This is a genomic window from Adhaeribacter rhizoryzae (genome assembly GCF_008629685.1).
GTDB lineage: Bacteria > Bacteroidota > Bacteroidia > Cytophagales > Hymenobacteraceae > Adhaeribacter > Adhaeribacter rhizoryzae.
Genome location: NZ_VWSF01000020.1, coordinates 72,624 through 97,361, shown reverse-complemented (window position 1 = coordinate 97,361; position 24,738 = coordinate 72,624). Strand labels below are relative to the sequence as shown.

13 protein-coding genes are annotated in these 24,738 nt (G+C 46.1%); 5 read left to right on the top strand and 8 right to left on the bottom strand.

Going from position 1 to position 24,738, the window contains the following annotated elements:
* Window positions 1–154: 154 nt before the first annotated feature.
* Entirely contained in the window at window positions 155–577 is a 423-nt protein-coding gene (locus F0145_RS20330) for a hypothetical protein (protein ID WP_150091372.1), read from the bottom strand.
* Window positions 578–1,001: 424 nt separating this feature from the next.
* A complete protein-coding gene (gene recD2, locus F0145_RS20325) occupies window positions 1,002–3,512 on the bottom strand; it encodes an SF1B family DNA helicase RecD2 (protein ID WP_150091370.1) in 2,511 nt (836 codons plus the stop codon).
* Between the two features lie 531 nt (window positions 3,513–4,043).
* Here recD2 and F0145_RS20320 point away from each other — a divergent pair.
* The 4 genes from F0145_RS20320 to F0145_RS20305 all read left to right on the top strand — a co-directional run bounded on the left by F0145_RS20320 (window position 4,044) and on the right by F0145_RS20305 (window position 13,117).
* Window positions 4,044–4,952 (top strand): ABC transporter ATP-binding protein, encoded by a 909-nt coding sequence (locus F0145_RS20320; RefSeq protein ID WP_150091368.1) that lies wholly within the window; start codon window positions 4,044–4,046, stop codon window positions 4,950–4,952.
* The gene (locus F0145_RS20315; protein ID WP_223816173.1) at window positions 4,949–8,551 is read left to right on the top strand and encodes an ABC transporter permease/M1 family aminopeptidase; all 3,603 of its coding nucleotides are present in this window, start codon (window positions 4,949–4,951) and stop codon (window positions 8,549–8,551) included. The genes F0145_RS20320 and F0145_RS20315 overlap by 4 nt, the downstream gene beginning before the upstream one ends.
* The gene (locus F0145_RS20310) at window positions 8,548–12,249 is read left to right on the top strand and encodes an ABC transporter permease/M1 family aminopeptidase (RefSeq protein ID WP_150091366.1); all 3,702 of its coding nucleotides are present in this window, start codon (window positions 8,548–8,550) and stop codon (window positions 12,247–12,249) included. The genes F0145_RS20315 and F0145_RS20310 overlap by 4 nt, the downstream gene beginning before the upstream one ends.
* A gap of 97 nt (window positions 12,250–12,346) precedes the next feature.
* On the top strand, window positions 12,347–13,117 hold the full coding sequence (locus F0145_RS20305) for an oxygenase MpaB family protein (RefSeq protein WP_150091364.1): 771 nt from the start codon (window positions 12,347–12,349) through the stop codon (window positions 13,115–13,117).
* A gap of 318 nt (window positions 13,118–13,435) precedes the next feature.
* Here the strand turns inward: F0145_RS20305 and F0145_RS20300 are convergent, their stop codons facing one another.
* On the bottom strand, window positions 13,436–16,225 hold the full coding sequence (locus F0145_RS20300) for an outer membrane beta-barrel protein (RefSeq protein ID WP_190277604.1): 2,790 nt from the start codon (window positions 16,223–16,225) through the stop codon (window positions 13,436–13,438).
* Between the two features lie 442 nt (window positions 16,226–16,667).
* Here F0145_RS20300 and F0145_RS20295 point away from each other — a divergent pair, with 442 nt between their 5' ends.
* On the top strand, window positions 16,668–17,276 hold the full coding sequence (locus F0145_RS20295; RefSeq protein WP_150091360.1) for an HAD family hydrolase: 609 nt from the start codon (window positions 16,668–16,670) through the stop codon (window positions 17,274–17,276).
* A 144-nt stretch (window positions 17,277–17,420) separates the two neighbouring features.
* Here F0145_RS20295 and F0145_RS26300 read toward each other — a convergent pair whose 3' ends face one another.
* From F0145_RS26300 to F0145_RS20275, 5 genes are all read right to left on the bottom strand, one after another.
* Window positions 17,421–17,573 carry a hypothetical protein gene (locus tag F0145_RS26300; protein ID WP_190277603.1) on the bottom strand — a complete coding sequence of 51 codons (153 nt, stop codon included), beginning with the start codon at window positions 17,571–17,573 and terminating at the stop codon, window positions 17,421–17,423.
* Window positions 17,574–17,629: 56 nt separating this feature from the next.
* Complete coding sequence (locus F0145_RS20290) at window positions 17,630–19,906, bottom strand: GH92 family glycosyl hydrolase (RefSeq protein ID WP_150091358.1); 2,277 nt, start codon at window positions 19,904–19,906, stop codon at window positions 17,630–17,632.
* A 210-nt stretch (window positions 19,907–20,116) separates the two neighbouring features.
* On the bottom strand, window positions 20,117–20,968 hold the full coding sequence (locus tag F0145_RS20285; protein WP_394349600.1) for an SMP-30/gluconolactonase/LRE family protein: 852 nt from the start codon (window positions 20,966–20,968) through the stop codon (window positions 20,117–20,119).
* Between the two features lie 308 nt (window positions 20,969–21,276).
* Window positions 21,277–21,993, bottom strand: a complete 717-nt coding sequence (locus F0145_RS20280) for a basic secretory protein-like protein (protein WP_150091356.1) — start codon at window positions 21,991–21,993, stop codon at window positions 21,277–21,279.
* Window positions 21,994–22,172: 179 nt separating this feature from the next.
* Entirely contained in the window at window positions 22,173–24,461 is a 2,289-nt protein-coding gene (locus F0145_RS20275; protein WP_150091354.1) for a GH92 family glycosyl hydrolase, read from the bottom strand.
* Window positions 24,462–24,738 lie beyond the last annotated feature (277 nt).

Genomic DNA, 24,738 nt, shown 5'->3' with positions numbered 1-24,738 from the left:
GTATGCCATTCAGAAGGCTATGGTATTCACTCGTTGCTGGTTATCGAAACAAGTAAAAATTATTACAAAGGTGCACCGGTTAATTTAAAAAATACGCCTAGGTATTTAAGCACGTAATTTACCGGGTAAATATTAAATACTTATTTATTGCCGTTTATTGCGGTACAGCTTCTTTCACCAGCCAGGCCAGTGCTTCCGGCTCCGTGGCAAAATTTTTAACTTCGAACTTGGTAACCCCCAGCGCTTCGGCCCGCGTAACCACCGATTCCAGGGCTAACCTATGAAATACAGAAGCCGGTAATACCCGGGCTAATTTTTTAAGTTTAGTTTGAGAAAGCATTTGGTAAAAGGTGGTAGACATCCATTCTTTCGCGTCCGTAGAAAGGGCCGTAAACGTTTGGGCATTTCCTACCGCATACTTTACCTGAGTATCCCGGAGTACTTCGTATAATTTAGTACCGCCCTGTTTTACTTCTTTGGCCGAAACTGGCCGCAGCCATCTGGCCATTAGCAGTTGTTGTGCCGTATCTACCTGGATGCGGTAGAAGTCAGATTCATAATAAGTTTTCAATGCCATAACAGGCAAAAGGTACGAAAATAAAATGAGTTAAAACGTATACAAACCTGCTAAAAATGCAAAATATTATTTAGGGTACAACTATTTATTGGATAAGGTAAATTACAATTCCTGGGTTAATTTTTTATAGAATCACTTAAGGTTATTAATGGCCAAATATTAAACCAGGAACCGGCTTATAATTGCTATTTTGCTTTAGAAATATTAAATGGCAGCAAAGCACGGCCCCGTTTAAGTTTAATTTTGCAGCAGACTGGTTGTATCAGAAATTCCCAATTATATTAATAATGGCTAAATTCCTAGGAGATATTACGTACGGACAGAAATTGCAGTAAGAAGTAGTTGTTAAATCAGCCTATTAAACAAGCAAAATATTAATGGTCTAAAAATATTAAACCAAAATAATTGCCAGGACAATGAGGTTTTACAGTTGGCTGGGCTGTTTTAGTAAATATTCCAGGGCCGTTTGCCGGGCAGCCGTATTTTGTTTGTTTACCGCCAGGGCTAAAGCTTTGCGCGTGCCTACAAATACTACTAACTTTTTGGCCCGGGTAATACCCGTGTATACCAGGTTGCGGAAAAGCATGCCAAAGTGCTGGGTAACCAAAGGAATAATAATAGTTTGGAACTCACTGCCCTGCGATTTATGAATGGTAATGGCATACGCTAAATCCAGTTCCAGCAAATGTTCTTTTTCATAAACAACTTCTTTCTCTTCAGTGCCCGCCTTAAAAGTTACAGTAAGCAATATTTCCTCATTGTCAATGCGGGTGATGGTACCAATATCGCCGTTATATACATTTAAATCGTAATTGTTGCGCCGCTGAATTACCCGGTCTCCTTCCCTGATTATGCGGCCACCCAGTAGCAATTGGGCTTTTCCGGAACTGGATGGGTTTATTTTTTCCTGAATAATTTTATTTAGGTTGGCGGTGCCTAAACTGCCTTTGGTCATCGGGGATAAAATCTGGATTTCCGTTTCCAGGCCGTAATATTTAGGAATAATGGCTTCGTACAACTTTTGAATCATGCCTACGGCCGAAAGGCCATAATGCAGCGACGACCAGGGATGCACCGTTTTAAGTACTTCTTTCAATTCCTGCGAATAGCTGCTGGCTTGCTGCAAGGCTTCCAGATCTACATGGCTGAATTTTTCCGGAATAGCAAAATTACTACCCTGCGTGTAAAGGTCTGAGCCATAAGCAGCTGCCGGCTCTTCTAATAAATTATATTCTTTCACTACCGGGTTAATTGCATCGCCGGTCATTTTTTTCACTTTAGAAATAAACTTGAGTTGTTCGGAGGTAGCTTCTTCGGAATCTATAAACAAACAATCTTTTTGCTGTTGCCATACCTGCGGCAGGTTAAACGGCGATTCTATGCGGGGTACTTCGCCTTTGTTAATCTGGTGGGCGTACGAAATAATTAACGACTCCTGCGCCTGCCGGAAAACTTTGGTCAGCCGCATACAAGGCACCATGTTCGAAGCAATCATGTCTTTTAACACGTTACCGGCACCAACCGCCGGCAGTTGATCGGCATCGCCAATTAATATTATTTGTCCGTGCCTAGGTACCGCTCGCATTAAAGCCGCCGCCAAATGTACATCCAGCATCGAGCATTCATCTACTATTAAAATATCGGTTTTTAACGGTTCGGCCTCGTTGCGTTTAAAGCCGCCCTGCGCCGGGTCCCATTCCAACAACCGGTGAATGGTTTTGGCTTCCAGGCTAATAACTTCGCTCATGCGCTGCGCAGCCCTACCCGTAGGAGCCGCCAACATTATTTCTTTACTCATAAATTGCATTACCCCTACCAATGCCCGGGTGGTAGTAGTTTTGCCGCAACCGGGTCCGCCCGTCAGAATACCCAATCGCTGCCCAGCTAACTGCAGCACACTTTCCTGCTGTTCGTCGCTAAGGTTAATATTGTGCACCTGGCAAAATGCATCCAAATCTTGTTGCAGGTGATCTTTATTAATTTTAAGCGGGTACGCCACTAACTGCCGGACCTTAGTCGCCAAATATTGCTCATCGTAATATAAGGAGTGGGCATAAAAACATTTGTGCACCACCCCTTGCGCATCGGGTAAAAGCCGGATTTTAAGGGCTTCCTGCTGCTCCATTTGCTGCAAGATTAATTCAATGCTGGTGCCGTTTGTTAAGGATAATAATTCTCCTACACCTTCTACTATTTGGGTTTGGGTTAAATAGCAATGGCCTTCTTCGCGGGCATTTTGCAGCACATGTTCTATACCTGCTTGAATGCGTTGCGGCGAATCGGCGGCCAAACCCAGACTTTGTGCTACTTTATCCGCCGAAAAAAAGCCAATGCCGTAAATATCGGTGGCCAGGCGGTAAGGATTTTGCGTTACTAATTCAATGGCATCGTTGCCGTAAGTTTTGTAAATTTTTACCGCAAATAAAGTAGAAATATTATGCGATTGTAAAAACAACATTACATTCCGGATTTCCTGGTGTTCGGCCCAGGCTTTGCTAATCATTTCCAGCTTGCCCCGCGCAATGCCTTCCACTTCGGTAAGCCTTTGAATTTGGCTTTCAAATACATCCAGGGTTTTATAGCCAAAATGCTGCACAATTCTTTTGGCCGTAACTGGCCCCACACCTTTTATTAAGCCGGAACCTAGATATTTTTCCAGAGCATGGGCGGTAGCCGGTTTTCGCTCGATGGCTTTGCTTGCCTTAAACTGTAAACCATAGCTAGGGTGCGTGGTCCATTCGCCGTAAAAATCTATGGTGGCGCCGGCAAAAACTTTAGATTGGTGCACCAGCACGGTAAGTTCCTCCTGGGGCTTTTGGAAGCTGTTTACTTTTAGCACGGTGTAACCGGTTTCTACACTATGGAAGGTAATGCGTTTTACAATACCCGATAGTTTCTCTAACTCCGGCAAAATTGGTTTGTCTTGTGCTGGCATAAACAAGAAAGCAGAAAGCCAAAGATAGATTTCCTGCATCAGAATTGCTGAAAATAATTTTATCAACTATTTACCAGGCTTAAAATCGTTGCTTCAGGTTTAGGTTAGCGCAAATATTGGAAGGACTTAATAACAAAACTGTTAGCGGAATATTGGACTACTATAGCAATCGTGAATTAAGCATTTTACTGTATTTAGCATAAGAATGAAGTATTTCTACGATGGTAGAGATGATAAATATTTTAAACAGCTATAAATATTGGCAGGAGCTCTTGTATAAATACATTTTTATTTTAACTTTGAACCGCAAAGTACTTTTAAGTATAAAAACTTTATTGATAGCGAATACCCTAATAATGTTTTGGTAGTTTCTAAAGTATTTTGCTGTACGCTTTTTAGCTTTCCTCCAGTTTTATTGTTGTTGCATGAACAAGCTGGATTATTTTTTACCCTAATACTTTGAATTACAAAGTTCTTTTAAATTTATACCATTATTAAAATGTAAAGAGTAAACTCTAAAATATAAACCGAATGACCCTAGAAATTACCAATCTTTCCAAAACCTATTCCAACGGCGTTCAGGCGCTTAAAAATGTAACGCTCTCCATACCCAAAGGCATGTATGGCCTCTTAGGACCCAACGGAGCCGGAAAATCAACCTTAATGCGCATACTGGCCACGCTACAAGAACCGGATGCAGGTAATATTCAACTCGATAACATTGATGTTATAAACCAGAAAGACGAAGTACGGAAAACCCTCGGCTACCTGCCGCAAGAGTTTGGGGTTTATCCAAAGGTAAGCGCCGAAAGTCTGCTGGAGCACTTTGCTATTCTGAAAGGGATTACCAGCCGCGCCGCCCGCAGAGAAACGGTGGAGGCGCTTCTCCGGCAAACCAATTTGTGGGAGGTGCGCAAACAAAAACTGGGTGGCTACTCCGGCGGGATGCGTCAGCGTTTTGGGGTTGCCGTAGCTTTGTTGGGGAACCCCAAACTAATGATTGTGGATGAGCCAACCGCCGGACTGGACCCGGCCGAGCGTGTCCGGTTTTTAAATTTATTAAGTGAACTGGGTGAGAACAGTGTTGTTTTGCTCTCGACCCATATTGTAGAAGATGTAAGTGAACTATGCACGCGTATGGCCATCATCAACAAGGGCGAAATATTGCACGAGGCAGAACCGCTGAAAGCCATGGAAGGGTTAAAGGGCAAAATTTGGCGGAAAATTATTGAGAAAAAAGCGCTGCCCCAGGTAGAACAAGAGCATAATATTATTTCTACCAAACTGCTAAGCGGGCGCACGGTTGTGCATGTTTACAGCAATGCAGCACCTGCTGGTTTTGAAGTAGTTCAACCGGACCTGGAAGATGTTTACTTTAGTGCAATGGCCGGACATTACCGCCAGCGAACTGGGCAAGAAACAAAAGAGCTACAGCCGTGAAATTCCGGGAAATTTTTCGCTACGAGTTCGCTTACCAAATACGCCGGCCCTGGCCCTGGCTCTTCGCTGCCGTTCTGGTAATATTAAGTTTTTTAATGACACGGGATGGCTCGCTCTCCGAGGTGCTTTATGCTGATTTCTTTCTCAACTCCCCTTTTGCCATTGCCAAAACCACCGTATTTGGCAGCCTGATTTGGCTGGTGATGGCCGCCGCTATAGCCGGTGATGCCGCTGGCCGGGATGTGGCAATGGGCATGCATCCGCTCCTCTACACCGCCCCTGTCAGTAAAGCCCAATACCTGGGCGGGCGCTTCCTCGCCGCCCTCCTGCTCAACGCATTGCTCCTGCTCGCAGTACAAGCGGGCATCCTGCTGGGTGTTTACTTGCCGGGTGTTGATGCTGAATTAATTGGACCGTTCCGGCCGGCTGCCTTTCTTACTGCCTACGCCTTTATCTCGTTACCCAACGCCTTTGTTGCTACAGCATTTCAGTTTGCGTTGGCAGTACGGAGCGGCCGGGCCATGACCAGCTATTTAGGCAGTTTTCTTATTATTTTCATGGGTTTCTTCGTTGCTTCGGTTTTGTTTTTCAGGCAGAGTCTGGGAACATTACTCGACCCCATTGGTATTCGCTTTGTGGTAGAAGATATGGCGCATTTATGGACGCCGTTCGAGAAAAACTGGCGCCTGATGGCACTGGAAGGCCCGGTGCTCACCAACCGTTTTCTGTGGCTCGCTATTGGTTTGCTAGCCCTCGCGGCAACTTACCTGGGTTTTCGATTTACTCACCGCGCCGGGAGCAACTGGTGGCTACGCATCCCGCAATTATTTGGTATATACAAGACTGTACCCGAGAAACACCCAATATTTGTTCCCGGCATTACCGCAAGTACGCCAATCGCAGTTCCGCAGCGCTTTGGCATGGTGCTCCACACGCAACAAATGCTTACCATTGCCTGGGCCTCGTTCCGAACTATTGCTACTAGCTGGGCTGGATTAGCCTTACTGGCCGGCATTCCACTCCTGACCATACCGGTAGTGTTAGACCAAATGGCATCTAACGGCGTTCCGCTGGTACCCACCACCACCTTGGTCATTGCCGAATTAACAGCCTCGCTTTCGGATGAATTGAGCCGCTGGGTGATCATTCCGTTCCTCCTGGTTTTTTTCGCCGGCGAGTTGGTATGGCGGGAACGGGACGCCGGACTAGGAGAAATAATTGATGCGTTGCCAGGATCGGAATGGCCTCTATTTCTTGGCAAGCTGCTAGGGCTCAGCCTTATGCTTGCTGTATTCCTGATACTCCAAGCTACCGCCGGAATAATTGCGCAATCGCTAATGGGTTATGAGCACTTTGAGATAGGGTTGTACCTGAAAATTATGTTCGGGCTTCAGTTTCCGGAATATTTCCTCTTTGCATTGCTGGCCTTAGTAGTACACGTGGTCGTGGATCAGAAGTACGTCGGGCATTTGGTGACAATAATCCTCTACGTATTTATTGCTCTTGCTTCCTTGTTCGGTATTGAGCACAATTTATTAATCTACGGTGCAGGTCCGGGTTGGTCGTATAGCGAAATGCGCGGCTTTGGCCCATCTATTATGCCCTGGTTGTGGTTTAAGGGTTACTGGGCTGCGTGGGCATTGTTGCTTGCGGTGGTGGCGCGGGTACTGTGGGTGCGCGGCCGGGAGAAAAGCATCAGCAAGCGGCTTTGGTTGGCGCGTAATCGTTACACCGGCCGCACGGCATTAATTGCCTGGGCAGCAATACTGTTCATTTTAACGTCAGGCACATTCATTTTTTATAATACCAACGTGCTGAACCAATACCGCACCGCCACCGAACTAAAAGAACGCAGTGCTGCGTACGAGCACCGTTATGGACAGTACGCTAAAATGCCGCAACCCCGGTTGAAAGCAACAACCCTGCATGTTGAGATTTATCCTCACCAACTGGCATTAACTATTCGCGGCACGTACTCGCTCGTAAACCGCAGCAACACAGCAATTAATGCCATTCACCTGACTACCGCTGCCGACGTTGAGACGGGAAAGGTGACATTCGACCAAACGGTAGCTCAAGTGCTCACCGATGAATCGCTACACTACCGGATTTATAAATTAGAGAAGCCTTTACCACCCGGCGACTCGATGCAAGTCAACTTCCGGGTGCGCGTTGCGCCACATGGCTTTCGCGAGAATGGCGTCGATGCCTCGGTAGTGGAAAATGGCACCTACTTCACAAATAATTGGCTACCCGTTATCGGCTATCAAAGCAGTCGAGAACTAATTACTGCCAGCGACCGCCGGCAGCACGGGCTCGCTCCGCGCCGGATAATCGCCTCCCTTTACGACCCGGCAGCACGCAAAAAGAGCGATGAGGGTAGCACTTTTGAGGCGGTGGTAGTTACCGATATAGATCAGGTAGCCGTTGCGCCAGGGGAGTTGCGCCGGACCTGGACAAAAGGTGGCCGCCGTTACTTCCACTATTCAACCAATGACCCGGTTGGCAACGAGTATGCCTTCTTTTCCGCTAAGTACGCCTTGCACGAGGCCTCCTGGCAGAATCCCGATGGCTCGGGTCAGGAAGTCGCGATCCGGATATTCCATCACCCGCAGCATACGGCACACCTTAATCGTATGGTACGGAGCATACGAGCCTCCCTGGATTACTACACCGCGCAGTTTGGCCCTTATCGGCGCAATTATTTGAGCGTGGTTGAGCGCCCCGGAAACGGCACAGGTATGCACGCTGATGCGGGCATGATCACGCACGCAGAAGGGTTTACTTTCTGGAACCCAAAGAACGAACCGGGTAGCCACGATCATCCATTCGCGATAGTGGCCCACGAAATGGCACACCTCTGGACCGTGCCGTATGCCAACGTTGAAGGAGCCCCGGTAATGAGCGAGAGCCTCGCCTGGTATTATGGCATGAAGGTAGTAGAACAAAAAGGAAAAGAACATCTCCGCCAACTTTTAAACTTCATGCGGCAGCCGTATCCCTACCCCGCTATCCATCGGGGCGAACCGTTGCTCCGAGGCCTCGATCCGTACCTTTCTTACCGCAGAGGCCCTTTTGCGCTATACGCCCTGAGCGAATATATTGGCGAGGAGCAAGTAAATAAGGCATTGCGGCGCCTGCTGGAGAAGCATCGACCACAAGATGCTCCCCTGGCCACCACCCTTGATCTGTATCGAGAATTGCAGGCAGTTACGCCGGACTCTTTGCAATACCTGCTGCACGACCTGTTTAAGGTGAACACCTACTGGGAACTCCAGACAAAGCGCGCTACGACAAAGCCAGCCGGAGCAAACGCCTGGCAGGTAACGCTTGAGGTGGAGGCCCGCAAGGTGGTAACTGATACCGCAGGCGTGGAAACGGAGGTTCCGATGCATGACTGGATAGCAATAGGAATATTTGATGAGGCCAAAAATATTGCTACAAAAGAGCCGCTCTACTTGCAAAAACATCGCATTCGTTCCGGCAAGCAAACGCTTAAACTAAGGGTAACCCGCAAGCCTTCCTGGGCTGGTATTGACCCTGACTACTTACTCATTGACCTGAAAACAGATGATAATATTATTGCCATAAAGCCATGAAGTTTGCAGAAATTTTTCGGTTTGAGTTCCGGTACCAGTTGCGGCATGTTGCCACCTGGCTCCTGTTTGCCCTATTCTTTTTATTCGGCTTTCTGATTCTGAGAATGGTTACGCTTACCGATGGCACGCGCCTTAACGCCCCTGGTACAATAGCTTTCTTTACCGTCTTTGGCAGCGTAATATGGGTAATAATTGGCGGCGTCGTTGCCGGCGAGGCGGCCACCCGCGATAGGCAAACACGTATGCATCCGCTTACTTACACCACACCGGTAAGTAAATTCAGTTATCTGGGAGCACGATTTCTCGCTGCCTTAACGCTAAATGGCTTCATGTTGCTGCTTCTTTACATTGGCATGTTCTTCTCCTTTTATGGCCCTGGTGCAAAAACCCAATTTATTGGTCCGTTCAGTATTGCCGCTTATCTAACAAATTTTGGGTTTCTGGCCCTGCCTACAGTCATCGTCACGACAGCCATTCAGTTTACGCTTGCTGCCTGGAGTGGCCGGGCCGTAGCTGGTTATATTGCCAGCATTCTAATCATTATTTTTTCTCAGTTTGGCGGTACCACGGTTAGGTTTATGCTGGAGTGGAAGGTATTAGGTAGCCTGATGGACTTGCTGGGCACCAGCATTTTAGTAGACATGGAGGGCTGGACACCAATGGAAAAGAATACGCGACTGATTGTACTGGAAGGCCTTTGGCTCTGGAACCGAATTGTATGGATTGGCCTTGCTTTAGGCGCGCTTACGTTCACCTACTTTCGCTTTCAAATGAGCCACGTTACGCCGCAAATTAGTTGGTCAAGAATTTTCAGGCGCCTACCAAATAATATTCGTTCTGCGGAGCAAGCGGCCTTGGGCACCTCGCAAATACCCAATATTTCAACCAATCCAGTTAAAGTACCTTACAGCAAGCGTGATTTTGCCTTTATTACGTATGCGCAACAAATATTTGCCATTACCTGGATGGCGTTCAGAACGCTGGCACGCAGTTGGGGAGGAATCCTGCTCGTAGCTCTTTTAGCAATAGGTACAGGTTTGTTTGCAACCGAATATATGGAGTGGCTGGGCGTTCCGCTGCTTGCCCGTACCGCGGAGGTTTTAAGAATTATAACGCCAGCTTTGAACAGCTACCAAACCCAGTGGATTATTATTCCTTTGCTCACCATTTTTTACGCCGGTGAAATCGTCTGGCGCGAACGCGAAACCGGCCTGAATGAGCTTTATGACACGACCCCGGCTCCCGAATGGGTATTGTTTCTGGGTAAATTCCTGGGCCTTGCTCTTCTCCTCACCACGTGGGTCGCCTTCCTGATGGTGGCTGGAATAATTAACCAGCTCGTCATGGATTATCACCATTTTGAATTTAGTGTGTATATCAAGGCACTCTTCGGCATTCAGCTCACAAATTACCTTCTTTTCGCCGGACTTGTTTTTGTGATACATGTACTGGTTAACCAGAAATATATTGGTTACATGGCAGCGATTTGCGCTTATGGGTTCATCATGTTTGCATCCATGCTCGGCATTGAGCACAATTTGCTAATCTACGCCTCCGACACCGGCTGGTCGTACAGTGATATGCGCGGCTTTGGCCCTTTTATAAAACCTTGGCTTTGGTTCAAGTTCTACTGGGCCGCCTGGACATTTCTCTTGACGGTAATAGCCACGCTGTTCTGGGTGCGCAGCAAAGAATCTGGATTTACCTCACGAATTAATCTAGCCCAACACCGTTTCGGCAAATACAAACCGGCTTTATTTGTGGCCCTAGTATTGGTTATTGTAGCGGGTAGCTTCATATTCTACAACACCAACGTCCTGAATAAATATACAAATAAGGCAGAGCGCCTGGAAATGCGGGCAGAATACGAGCGCCGTTACGGGCAATACGAACATATTCCGCAACCAACGCTGGTACGGACGAAATTTTACACCGAGATTTATCCTGACAAAGGAGCGGCTAACATAAGCGGTACGTATTATCTGGTAAATCGTAGCAAAGTGGCTATTGGCGCCATCCACCTTTCTACCGTTCCGCACGTTGAAATTACCGGAATATTATTTAACCGGGCAACTACCCCGGTGGTGCTGGATGCGAAACTCGGTTACCAGATATATTCCCTTAAAACGCCGCTTGCCCCCGGCGAGGCTGTACAAATGCGTTTCAAAATAAATATTAAACCACATGGCTTCAGCAATAATGGTGTAGATGCCTCGGTTGTAGCCAATGGTAGTCATATTGATAGTAACGACTGGATGCCTGCAATTGGCTACAACGAAGATCGCCGGTTACACGATGCGCAGGATCGCGCCACGTATGGGCTGGCTCCGCGTCCGGCGAGACCTGCGCTCACAAATATTGCCGCGCGTTATGATGCGCAGCATGCAGAACAGCTAGACTTTGAAGCAATTGTTAGCACCACCAAAGACCAGCTCGCGGTGGCACCCGGTTCGCTGCGCCGAACTTGGACGAAGGGAAACCGGCAATATTTTCACTATGTTACCAATGCCCCAATTAACAACGAGTATGCTTTTTTCTCGGCCCGATACGCGGTGCGTGAAGCCAAGTGGCAGCCCCATTCAGGAAAATCAGACCAAGAAGCTACCAATCCCACTCAAAAATTAAACAGCCCCGGTAAGCCTGTTTCAATCCAGATTTTTTATCATCCGGCCCATAACACCAATGTAGCACGGATGGTAAAAAGCGCCCAGGCTTCGCTGGAATATTACACGCAGGAATTCGGACCTTACCCCTACAGCCATTTTCGGGTGCTGGAACGGCCTGGCCCGGGCCGCGGCATGCACGCTGAACCCATGACCATTGATTACGAGGAAGGATATTCTTTGATGAATCCTAAGCCGGGCTGTCTCGACTTGCCCTACCACATTATGGCCCACGAAGTAGCGCATCAATGGTGGGGTTTAGGGTTTGCTCCCGCTGCAGTCGAAGGTGCCGGTTTACTCATCGAAAGCATGGCGACGTACTCGGCCATGCAAGTAGTAGAGAAATACCTGGGCTACGAGCATTTGCTTAAATATTTGTCGCAGATGCGACAGGAGTATGAGGTTCCCCGTTCGCGGGCTGCGCCGCCATTGCTGCGGGCCAACAACGCTTTTATGAATTACCGCAAAGGGCCTTTTGCGTTTTTCGCCCTAAGAAATTACATTGGCAAGGATAAGGTAAATAATGCCCTCCGGCAGATGCTGCAAGCCTATACACCTAACCCGCCCCTACCAACCACGCTCGATTTTTACCGGGAGTTGCAAGCCGTAACGCCGGATTCGTTGCATTATTTGGTACACGATCTCTTCGCGGCCAACACGTTTTGGGAACTGGAAACAAACCTGGCAACTGCGAAACAAACCGCCACCGGTATCTGGCAGGTAACACTGGAAGTAGAAGCACGCAAGGTAACCGTCGATAGCCTCGGACTGGAAACAAATATTCCCCTGCAAGATTGGATAGAACTTGGCGTTTATGCCCCACGTACAACTGGCGCCACCTCAGCAAAAGCACTCTACCGCCAAAAGCATCGCATTAAATCGGGCAAACAAACGTTTATTCTTCAGGTAGCAGAAAAACCTGAGCGTGCCGGCCTTGATCCGAATAACCTGCTGATTGATTTAGATTTAAATAACAATACCAGAAAGGTGAAAATTGAAGGCGTTGCGAAAGTAACAGCGCCCGATTTAATTTAAACAAAGTTAAGGAACATCAGGCAGGTGCCAGAATTGCTTGCTGATATGGTATAAATTAGGCACAAGGATTAGTCGTTTCAATATTAATTAGCTGTTTATGAGTAAAGAATATTTCGTGGATGAAGGCTCGGTGGTGCGGCAAATTTGGGGAAAGGGTGACACGATTTTATTCATATTTGCCGGTGCGGCCGCTGAGTTTGCCCTGAACAAGGCGGTAGATTGGTTATATTTTACAGGTCGCCTGCCGGCCGATCCTTTAGGCAGGCTTTTTTCAACGGTTTCGTACGCCCGCAAAATTGTATTTTCTGAGAAACAAGCTGCCCTGCAGGCTATTGATGCCATGGCGGCCATTCACGCCAGCGTAGAAGCCAAGCGCGGCATCAGTATTCCGGACTGGGCTTACCGGGATGTACTTTTCATGCTCATCGATTATTCAATCAGGTCTTTTGAATTGCTGGAACGTAAGTTGGGTAGCGCTGAAAAACAGGAAGTGTTTAGTGTTTTTTACAGGGTAGGTAGCCGGATGGGACTGCGCGGCCTGCCCGAAACCTTTGCCGCATGGCAAATAATGCGGCAAACACACCTGCACCAAAACCTGCAGTACAGCTCTTATACCCATGACCTGTTCAGCCAATATTGCAAACACTTGGGCGTGGTGCGTTATCGAATCTTGTTGGAGGCGCAAAAACTGGTTGTGCCAGACGAGGTACGCGCGTTATTTGGTTTTTCACAAATATCCTTTTTTAAGCCTTTGATTAGCCTTTATAAACTGAGCAGAAGTATAAAAGCAGATTGGTTCTTAAAAACCATCGTCCTGCCAAATAAATATAAAGCAGAGATTAAGTCGCTGGACAGCTTACCAGCTTAGTAGCCGTTTTGAGTCTAATAAATTAAGAACGTCTACAGCATTGATAATCGACAATGCCCGAAATCATTTATACCAAATATTAGCTTAGGCACTTTAAGAAATTATTGTCAGACAAAAATTATATAATAAAACCTAAGTAATCCACTTCTGTCATTCAGGAGGAAACTATTTAGTTAGTAGCCAAATAGTTTCCTCCTGAATGACAGATGTGTACAACATAGCCTTATAATCAATCTCCAAGAAAAGAGTGCGCCATTAGTTTAAATAATTAGGCAAAAGGCCCTAATACGCTAGGGCCTAAGTTTGAGAAAGAAATTGTTAAAACCGGAACATAGAATTCGTGCCTCCTACTTTGCCCCCGAAGTTGCGAATATTATAGGTAAAGCTTACCAGGCCGTACCGGTTCAGAACGGTAGTTTGGTAATCTTCTATCATGTTTTCGCGAATTAACCGGTAATTACTGATGTTCTGGTTTAGCAAATCGTAAATGGCAAATTTAAGTTGACCCCGATCGTTTTTCAGGAATAAATAGGTAACAGCGGCATTAATCCGGTAGAAACTTTTTTGTACCCCCGGTACTGTGTTCGAGTTGTAGCGGTAATCTAGCTGCGACTCCCAAACCAGTTTGCGCGGCAGCCGGATAATAATTTCGGAACGCCAGTTGCGGGTAATAAAATGCCGGTTATCGAATGTATTTTTTTCGTAAGTGCTCCTTTGGCCGCTGATGGAATAATTTTGCGTCAGCTCAATTTTGTTATCTAGGTTCATGCGGCCTTCTATTGATGGGTATAAACCCCAGGTAACCGCATCGGATTTAAGGTTATTCAGCAGCACCAGGTTTTTATTATAACTCACCCTAAAGTTTGTACCAATAGAAAATTGATTTTTGTCGTTAAACTTATAATCTTTCATCACGCTGCCGTAAGTACTAACCTGCCAGATGCCGTCGGCGTTTACCGGCCGGGCCGTTTGCACCCCTTCCGAATTAAGGGTTCGCTCTTGCACAATGCCGTTTTTACTATTACCCCCATTTAAATACACGTTATAGTTCAGCAAGCGTTTGGTATCGTATTTCCGGTAACTCAGGTAAAAACGGTTATCTACAGATGGTTGCAGCGTTGGATTACCGTACTGAATAAATAATGGGTTGGTATTATCAATTACCGGCTGTAAATACCGGGCAAATGGTTCCTCCACGTAGGTGTTATAGCTGGCGTAAAATTCTTTCCAGCTAATACTTAGCGCGGGCCGGATGTAAGCGAAGTTTTGATTTAACTGGGGGCTTTTCTGAAACTGATTCTGAATAGCAATAGAATTAAACTCCAGGCCAGGATTAATACTTAATTCCTTTATTCGCCAACGCAAGCCGGTAGTTATCCCATTGCGCCAGCCCTGCCGTTTTATAAAATCCGATAATTCAGGAACGGGAATGTCGTAGACCGCTAAATCCGAAGCAGCGTTGTAGGTATTCAGAATATTATGATCGTTGAAGTAACGGGAATTCACCCGCAAAACAGCACTAATATTTTTGGTGAGTGGCTCGGTAAAATTCAAGGAATTCTGGATGAACAAATTAGACTGATCGTTCTCGCGTAGCTGGTTTAATAAAGAAGTAAAAGGTTGCGGCCGGTAAAAAGTATTTATAGCATTGTTGTATTGGTTGTTCAGGGTGGTATTTAGCGAATAATTCCCGTAAATATTAAACTGGCGGCCTTTTTTCTTGAATAGCTGGTCCAGGGCCAGGTTGGTAGAAAAACCGCTGACACCATTATCCATTCTTTGGTCGTTGTCGCTTTGGTTTATAAGTTCGTCAGGTTCTTCGGTAGTTAGGGTGCGGGCATTCTGCCGGGAATCGCTGGCGGCCCAAGTAACGCTGGGTGTAATGGTAATTTTTGTTAGCTCGCTCAATTGCCAGTCTAGTCGGCCACCTATTTTATGATTAAAATTTTGACTGGTTTGGTCGCGGGTGCGGCGGGTGTTCAGGGTCTGGTTAGGGAGCACCTGGTTCGAGTTGGTTAGCTGGTTTAAATCGGCGTTGATGTTACCGAAGAAATAAAGCAGATTTAGTTTAATTTTTTTGTGCAGAATGGTATTAAAATTAGCGCCGCCCCCACTCGATTGCTGAATGCCCTCCTGCGTGCCGCCAAAAGAAATATCGTTTAAAGCAAAGCCGCCGTCGCTCCGGATCATCATTGAATTTATGCCACTCCGGTTAAAGCCGCCAATCCTAGAAATATCTTCGAACCCAAAACCGGGCCGATTCAGGTTATTGGAGTAACCCAGCACACTTACCTGCATGGTATCTTTAAAAATATTAAGAATGCCACCGCCTTCGTAGCGGCCTGGCTGGCCAGCCCCGGCGTATATTTTACCAAAAGCACCTTTTTTAATTCCTTTTTTAAACTTTAAATTTATTACCTGCGGAATATCGTTGGCAGGCATATCGGGATTGCGGCGCAGGGCATCAGGGTCGTTCATTACCTGTACTTTCTCAATTACATCGGCCGGCAAATTACGGCTGGCTACTTTGGGATCGTCGCCGAAAAACTCTTTGCCGTCTACTAATATTTTATTTACGGCTTTGCCGTTTACGCTAATATTGCCGGCATTATCCACGGCCACGCCCGGTAATTTTTTCAGTAAATCTTCTACGAGGGCGGTGGGCAGGGTTTTAAAAGAGGCGGCGTTAAATTCCAAAGTATCTTTCCGGACCACAATCGGGGGAACTTCGGCGGTTACCAACACCTCGCTCAGCATTTTGGCAGATTCGCCCATGATTACCTCGCCTAAATCTGCTACGGTTTCGGTGGGGCTTAAAGTTAGTTCTTTGCGGTAAACACCAAAACCTGTCATCGACACGACCACCCGCAGGGGCACCTGCAACGGCAAACCCGGTGTTTTAAATAGTCCTTTATCGTCGCTTACCCTAAAAGTTACCAGCGTGGTATCTTGTGCACGGTAAACAGCCACCGTAGCATAAGGCAATGGCTTCTTACTCGCGTTATCGATAATTTTACCTTTTATTTCTCCTTTCTGGGCTTGGGCCGGACTAGGTAAACAAATCAGGAAAATAATACTGGCAAATACCAGGCGTAATACGTTTTTCATGGGTTGGGTTAATGGCTCGTTTTTTTGCCTTACAATGTTTTTATTATCTGCTACCATCCTTACCGGAACTGGTCAAATCCTCTTGTAAAGCGCAATCAACCCTATTACCCCGCTACTCCATACTTCAACAGTATTCTCCTGTTTGCACCCCAACCCAACCAATATAATAAACACCATTGCTGGTATTAGTCAGAAAATATTGCTCTTGCCAAAACTTAATGGCGCACCATATTTTTTCCTGCTTAAATACCATAAATTTCACAACTTTTCAAAGTTCTTTATCTAAGAAGATTATAATAAAACAGCCTTCTAACTTAAATAAAGCAATTATCTGCCCCTTTTTTCTGGCGCATGCGGCAGTTCTGTTACCTTTGCGCGAAAACGCACCGTTAATCCGGAAGTAAGCTAACGGACATTTGATTAATAAGCGGACCTTAAACCTATGATAAACACCATCATTTTTGACCTGGCAGCCGTTTTAATAGACTGGGACCCTAAATATTTATACCGGAAAATATTTAAGACAGAAGAAGAGGTAATGTACTTTCTTCAAAATATTTGCACCCCAGATTGGAATGAAGAACAGGATGCCGGTAGAACCATTGCGGAAGCTGAAGAATATTTAATTGCAAAATTTCCTGAACACGAAGAAAATATTCAGGCCTTTTACGGCCGCTACCCCGAAATGCTGGGCCAAGAAATTAGCGGAACTGTAACTATTCTGAGAAAATTAAAAGAAAGCCAAAAATACAAGTTGTATGCGCTTACCAACTGGTCGGCTGAGACTTTCCCGGTTGCTTTAGAAAAGTTTAGTTTTTTAACCTGGTTCGATGGAATTGTGGTTTCGGGTACCGAAAAAAACCGAAAGCCCTTTGCTTCATTTTACCAAACTTTACTGAACCGTTACCAAATAAAACCTACAACGGCAATATTTATTGATGATAATCCCCTTAATGTAAGAGGCGCCGAACAGGTCGGTATTTCTTCGATTCATTTTACTTCCCCGGAACAGTTGCGGCAAGCCCTGCAGGAAAAAAGTATTCTGGTTTAAGACTTTACCAAATATTCATTTTTAGGTTACAAGCCTTTTGGCAACACCTTATTTCGGGTGGCACTCTGCTGCCAGATGGCATTCATTACTTTAACTTTTTCAAGGTATTGTCCGGTTAAATCGTTCAGTTCCATTTCATCGGCATTAATCCGGTACAGGTGCCACCATGATTAAAATTTTATTCGGCCGTTTATCTGCTTTACCGGAAGTTTCGGTTACAGGGCTCCGGCACTGCGCTAAAATACCCAGCAAACCCAATCCAAACAGTAATCTATCGTAAAATGCTCGTTTTTGCATGGGTTGTATTTTGTTGTTTTTAATTATTCACCTACCCAAAAGCTTGCTGCTTTTTTTTAGATTTTAGTTAAAGAAAATGGCTTGTCTGCTGGTTTGGTGCCGCGGTTTTTGGCCGGTTGGCTGCCCATTTCGAATTGTAGCGTGCCGCCGTTTACAATATCCTGGTGCCGGATAAAATTAGCCGTATAAGGCTTTTGGTTTAAGGTTGCCGACTGAATATAGACTTGCTCTTGGCTGTTGTTTTTAGCCTCGATAATAAATTTTTTACCGTTTTCCAGGGTAATGGTTGCTTTCGGGAAAACGGGGCTGCCCATTAGGTATTCGTCGGTACCGGGGCAAACGCTGTAAAAACCTAAAGCGCTCAGCACGTACCACGACGAGGTTTGCCCCTGGTCTTCGTCGCCGGGATAACCGTTTTCGGTGGCATTGTACAATTTAGCCATAATGGTACGAGTTAGCCGTTGCGATTTCCAGGGCTCGCCGGCGTAGTTGTACAAATAAGGCATGTGCTGGATGGGCTGGTTACCGTGGGCATATTGGCCCATGTCGGCCATAACCATTTCGGTCATTTCGTGAATCAGGCCGCCATAAGTACCTACTTTAACTTTGTTGGGCACCGAAAGCACCGAATCTAATTTGGCCGTAAAGTTCTTTTCGCCGCCCATTAATCTTATTAAGCCTTGTACATCGTGAAAAACCGACCATTGGTAATGCCAGGCGTTGCCTTCGGTAAACGGCCCGCCCCATTCTATTGGGTCAAAATTTGGCATCCAGGCGCCATCCGGTTGCTTGCCCCGCATAAAGCCACGGGCAGCATCGTACACATTTTTATAGTTATACATTTGCCGCGCGAATACCTGCTCGTAAAAAGAGTTGTTCGTTAATTTGGCCAACTGGTAGCCGCAAAAATCATCGTAGGCATATTCCAAAGTTTTGGCGGTAGCTTCGCGGTATTTCGGGTAGGGCACGTAACCCAAGGTAAAATATTCTTTCCAGCCATCGCGCCCGTTTGCCGGCCCCCAGGGTCCTTTATTGGTAACTTCGTGGTGGTAGGCGGCCAAAGCTTTGGCGGGGTCAAACGTGCGGATTCCTTTTACCCAGGCATCGGCCAGTAAAGAAATGGCGTGGTTGCCAATCATGCTGCCGGCCTCTCCCGGATAAGACCACGATGCCAGCCAGCCGCATTGTTCCTGCGCATCCAGCAAAGCGCTTACGTAGCGGCCATGCATGGTGGGGTGCAAAATAGTATTCAATGGGAATTGCGCCCGGAAAGTGTCCCAAAAACCGGTATCGGTATATAAATATCCCTGGTGAATTTTACCGTCATAGGGGCTAAAATAATAAGGCTTACCGGCTTTATCTATTTCAAAAAATTGCCGCGAAAACAAACTGGCCCGGAAAAAACAAGAATAAAAAGTAGCTTTTTCGGCTTCGGTGCCGCCTTCCACGTAAATCCGGTTTAGGTGTTTGTTCCAAATATTGCCGGCCGCGGCTTTGGTATCTTCTAATCGTTTAAATTTACCTAGTTCCTGCTTAAGATTCAGTTCGGCCTGCTCCGGACTAATATAAGACGAGGCTACTTTGGCCTGCACCGCTTCACCATCCTTAAACTGCACATACGCGCCATAACCGTTACCTTCGGCAATTAAATTATTCGTTAATATTTCATTTTTCCGGTTTTCCCAGGTGCCGTGCGTTACAAAAGGCTTATCAAAAATTATAACAAAGTAGTTTTTAAAATTCTTTTGCAGTTCCCGTCCGTTGTGTACATATCCTATTATTTTCCGCTCTTTGGGAATAATTTTCACCATACTGGCCCCGGTATACCCATCCAGCACCAGGTAAGCGCCTTTTTTATTTTTCGGGAAAGAAAACCGGGTGTGTACGCCTCGCTCAGTTGGGGAAAGCTCGGTGGTAATGCCGTTATCCAGACTAACTTTATAATAATGCGGTTTGGCAATTTCGTTCTGATGACTAAACCGGGCAGCTCTTTTAAACTGATCAACCACTAACCCGCCGGTTACCGGCATGAGCGAAAACACCGCGTAATCGTTGGTCCAGGAGCTGCACTGGTGCGCCTGCTGAAAACCCCGGATGGAATCGGCAAAGAATTGGTATTTCCAGCCGTTGCCATTGCGACCGGTTTGGGGCGTCCAGGTGTGCATGGCAAAAGGCAAAGCGGTGGTTGGGTAGGTATTGCCGCGGGTTAATTCGTGTTTGGAATTGGTACCCTGCAACGTATTTACGTACTGCACCAAATCTGGCAAGCCCGCCGCTGATGCCACATATTGCCCAAGAACAAAGAATATAACTAAAGTAATTTTTACCCGCATACGATATTAAATTATTAGGCTATTATTTTTTAAAAATATTCTATGCCTCGGACCTGGGACCCCATTACTGAACATAAGTGTTTAGGGCCACGCGCCAGGAGGGCATGGTTGAAGGGTTCGGTAAGTAAATTTATATATTGGTTTAGTAATGCCTCATTAGCAAGTATGTTCTTGGCCAGCTACTAAACCAGTAAGAAGTTTTGCTTGATTTTAATAATGATTGCCGCCTTTTACTTGCATGGGCAACGTAAATACCGATTCAGAAGCGGTAATAAATAAGGTTTTCCGGTCTTTGCCCCCGAAAGTTACGTTGCCGGTCCAATTGGCCGGTACGGGTATATTCCCGATTTTCTTTCCGGCGGGGCTATAAACCGTAACCCCTCTGCCGGTCAGATAAATATTCCCGTGTTCGTCCAAAGTGATACCATCGGAACCCTGGTTTACAAAAAGCGTTTTTTCGGTTAAGGTACCATCGGGGGCAATGGTGTACTTATAAGTTTTGTTAGCTCTTATGTCGGCTACAAATAAATATTTACCATCGGGCGTGCCAATAATGCCGTTGGGTTGGGCCAAATCATCGGCTACCACCATTAATTCTTTCTTACGCGGCGCTAAATAATACACTTTTTGTCCTTCTATTTCGGGTTTTTGCCGCTCCCAATAATCGCGCTGGTAATACGGGTCGGTCAGGTAAATACCGCCTTTGGCATCTATCCATAAATCATTAGGGCCATTTAACTTCTGGCCCTGGTAATCGGTAACCAGTACCGTTATTTTGCCTTTGGGGCTGATAGACCACAATTGATTTTGTTCGTCGGCGCAGGCCAGCAAATTGCCTTTTTTATCGAAACCTAAACCATTGGCCCGGCCCGCCTTATCTAAAAATATTGAAAGTTTACCCGCGGTATCGTATTTCCAGATATTATTATTAGGCTGATCGGTGAAATAAATATTACCGGCTTTATCGGTGGCGGGGCCTTCGGTGAACTTAAATTGTTTGCTTATTAGCTGTGGCGTTGCATCGCCGGCCACTAATTGGCTCAGCGTTGAGTCCGCAGCCATTGCGGATTGGTTGGATAAAGGATTATTCATGCTGGTATATTGGTCTGTATGAAGGTTTAAACCAAATACTTCAACTGCCCCGAAAAGGATAACCCCAAGCATTACGCGGCTACCCATCTGATATTTCTTTTGCATACTCAACTGAATAATTCTTAACTAAAAGTTCTAATATTTACCAATATTCTCGCCATACCGGAGATGCAAGTAGTAGCTGGCTTTTACTAATATTACTTTTGTGTCAAACCCAGCCCGCCTGCATTTAAAATTTCGGGTAAAAGCACCGGCAAACTACCCGGATTTCAAAATATTTAAATTGCTGGATTCTGGGCATAATTGGCCCAGAGTTCGTCTAAAGATTTGCCGGTAAGCTTAACCCAGGTTTCGGGCGTATATGTTTTGTTGCGCAAAGCCTTGTCCAGTTCATCTACAATTTTCTTGTTTTCATTTTTCTCCAGCCATACCAAAAAGCGGGCGGTAATGCGGTAGCTGTTTTTATAATTATGCTTCGGGTCGAAAGGTGTTAAACTCCAGTTAGCCCCGGCATTATCCACCCCGTATTTATGCCGCACGTAATCGGTAATGCCTTCGGTTAGCCAACCCGGTCCGGCCCCGCGCGGATAGCTCTGCACAATATGAAAGACTTCGTGGGTAACCACATCAATATCGCCGGGGTTGGTAAGCATCCATTTGGGGCTGTACCGGATAATGCCGTGGCTGGCTGCCGCTACGCCTTTATAAGCCGGATCTATAACAAACGTTACCCGACGGGCCGTTTTGCGATTAAACCGTTTGGCTTCTTTGGGATAAACTTTAAAGAAAGCTTCGGTCATACGTTTTTGTATTTCTTCGCCGCTGGCGGCAAAGGCCGTATCGCGGTTAATAAATATGAGCGTGTACTTGCCTTTCGAGACCGAATCTTTGCTGATATAAGGCCCTATTTCCTGCCAGTTCCGGATTTGCGCCAGTGTAGGTTGACTGCTTAGGGCCAACACGAAAAGCGCTATCCCAAAAAGAATATTTTTCATATTATAATTAATTTATTAAATATTGGGGTATGTTATTCTAAGGAGCCCACTATTGTCATTCAGGAGGAACCTATGTGGTTACCTGCTAAATAGGTTCCTCCTGAATGACAATAGTGAATTGCTTAAACCTATATTTCTTAATATTTGCGAAACCTCAGTTATTAATTTAGCTAGCTTAATTATTTATTTTCATCCGAGAAAGAATAAGGATAATCGGCTTCCTGGGTACCGCGGCTGGTGTTGGGCTTTTCGTCCATGTCGAAAAAGAGCTTAGCGCCTTTGAAAATATCGCGGTGATCGACCCAATTCTTGGTGTAAGTTTTGCCGTTGAACTTTACTTTTCCGGCGTACCGGTTGGCAGCGCTGTTTTCCGGGGCTTCTATCACCAACTTTTTGCCGTTTTCCAGGGCTACGGTTACTTTCCGGAACAAAGGTGCGCCTAACACATATTGGTTAGAGGCGGGCGTTACGGGGTAAAAACCCAAAGCTGAGAAAACGTACCAGGCGGAAGTTTGCCCGTTGTCTTCGTCGCCGATGTAACCATCGGGTGTAGCCCGGTACATCCGGTCCATTACTTCGCGTACCCAATACTGCGTTTTCCAGGGCTGGCCGGCGTAGTTATACAAATAAGGCATGTGCTGAATGGGTTGGTTGCCGTGCGCATACTGGCCCATATTGGCAATCTGCATTTCCCGAATTTCGTGAATAACCCCGCCGTAATAAGATTCGTCGAAGACCGGTTGCATGGCAAACACCGAGTCGAGCATGGCCACAAACTGCTGTTTACCGCCCATTAAATTGGCTAGCCCTTTTATGTCGTGGAATACCGACCAGGAATAATGCCAACTGTTGCCTTCGGTAAAGGCATCGCCCCACTTAAACGGGTTAAAAGGCGTCATAAATTTACCGTCTTTGTTTTTACCGCGCATCAGTTTTGTTTCGGGGTCGAATAAATGCCGGTAGTTCTGGCTGCGTTTGGCGTACAAATTAATTTCGGATTGCGGACGGCCCAGCGCTTTGGCTAACTGATAAATGGCAAAATCGTCGTAAGCGTATTCTAAAGTGCGGGCGGCATTTTCATTGATTTTTACATCGTAAGGTACGTAGCCCAATTCTTTATAATATTCGGCACCTGCCCGGCCCACGGCGGTCATGGGTCCGGCGTTGTTGGCGCCTTTAATTAAAGCTTCGTAAAGAATATTAATATCATAGCCCCGCAGGCCTTTCAGGTAGGCTTCGCTTACCACGGAGGCCGAATTATTGCCCACCATAATATCCGCAAAACCAGGACTCGACCACTCGGGTAACCAGCCGCCTTCCTTAAAGTCATTTATCAAACCTTCCTGCATTTCTTTGTTAATGCTAGGGTAAGCAAAGTTCAGGAAAGGATACAAGGCCCGAAAGGTATCCCAAAAGCCGGTGCCGGCAAACATATAACCGGGCAGCGTTTTGCCGTTGTAAGGGCTGTAATGCACAATCTGGTTATTTGCATCCAGCTCATACATTTTGTGCGGGAAAAAGAGCGTGCGGTAAAAACAAGAATAAAAAGTACGCATCTGGTCGATGGTGCCACCTTCTACGGTAATACGGCCCAACGTTTTATTCCAGGTATCTTTTGCTTTTTGCTTGGTAGTTTCAAAGTCATCGCCGGCCAGTTCTCGTTTCAGGTTCAGTTCGGCCTGCGCCAAACTAATAAAAGAAGAAGCTACCCGCAGGTTTACTTTCTCGCCTTTGGTAGTCTTAAACCCGATAATGGCGCCAGCGTGGTTGGCGTTAATTTCCAGGGAATCTTTTACCAGTTTGTTGCCGTGCCAGGTGCGGGCGGTGGTAAAAGGTTTATCCAGGTAAATAACAAAATAATTTTTAAAGTTAGGCAGCGGTCCGCGGCTGTACCGGGTTGAGTAACCCACAATTTTTTTCTCCTGCGGCAATACTTTTATGTAAGATCCTTTGTCGAAGGCGTCTATTACTATAAAAGAGCTGTCCGATTTAGGATAGGTAAACCGAAACTGGGCAGCGCGTTCGGTGGGGGTTATTTCGGTGGTCACATCGGCATCGGCCAGGTACACGCTGTAATAGTAAGGTTTGGCTACTTCGGCTTTGTGCGAAAACCAACTGGCGCGGTCGTCCTGGTTAAACTTACGACGGCCGGTAACTGGCATAATGGAGAACTGGCCGTAATCGTTCATCCACGGTGAGGGCTGGTGGGTTTGTTTAAACCCTCTGATTTTATCGGCGGCATAAGTATAAGCCCAGCCGTTTCCCATTTGTCCGGTTTGGGGCGTCCAGAAATTCATACCCCAGGGCACCGCAATGGCCGGATACGTGTTGCCATTGGATAAACTCGGTTTAGAATCGGTTCCCATTAAAGGGTTTACCCACTCCACCGGATCAGTTACTTTGTCAATATATTGGGCTTGGACATTTCCCGCCAAAAGCAGGCCGAAGAATAGAAAAACTTTTTTCATTAATAAATTAAAAGACAAATAATTAGCTAAACACTTAATATTTTAGCTGATAATAAATATTACCCGCGGCTACTCCTGCTTGTAGAATCTCCGGCCTAAATTAGACCGGTTTTACCGTTAAAACAAAAAGTAAGTCGGCGCAAACTTAAGGGATTAAGGGAATATTGGTTCTATGCCGGTGCGCTTCTTTTTAACTAAAAACTGATAAACTAATTTTTTAATAACTTGAATACTTTGGAATAAGATGCTCTTTATTGAAGCTCTTCTGTTTTTCCGC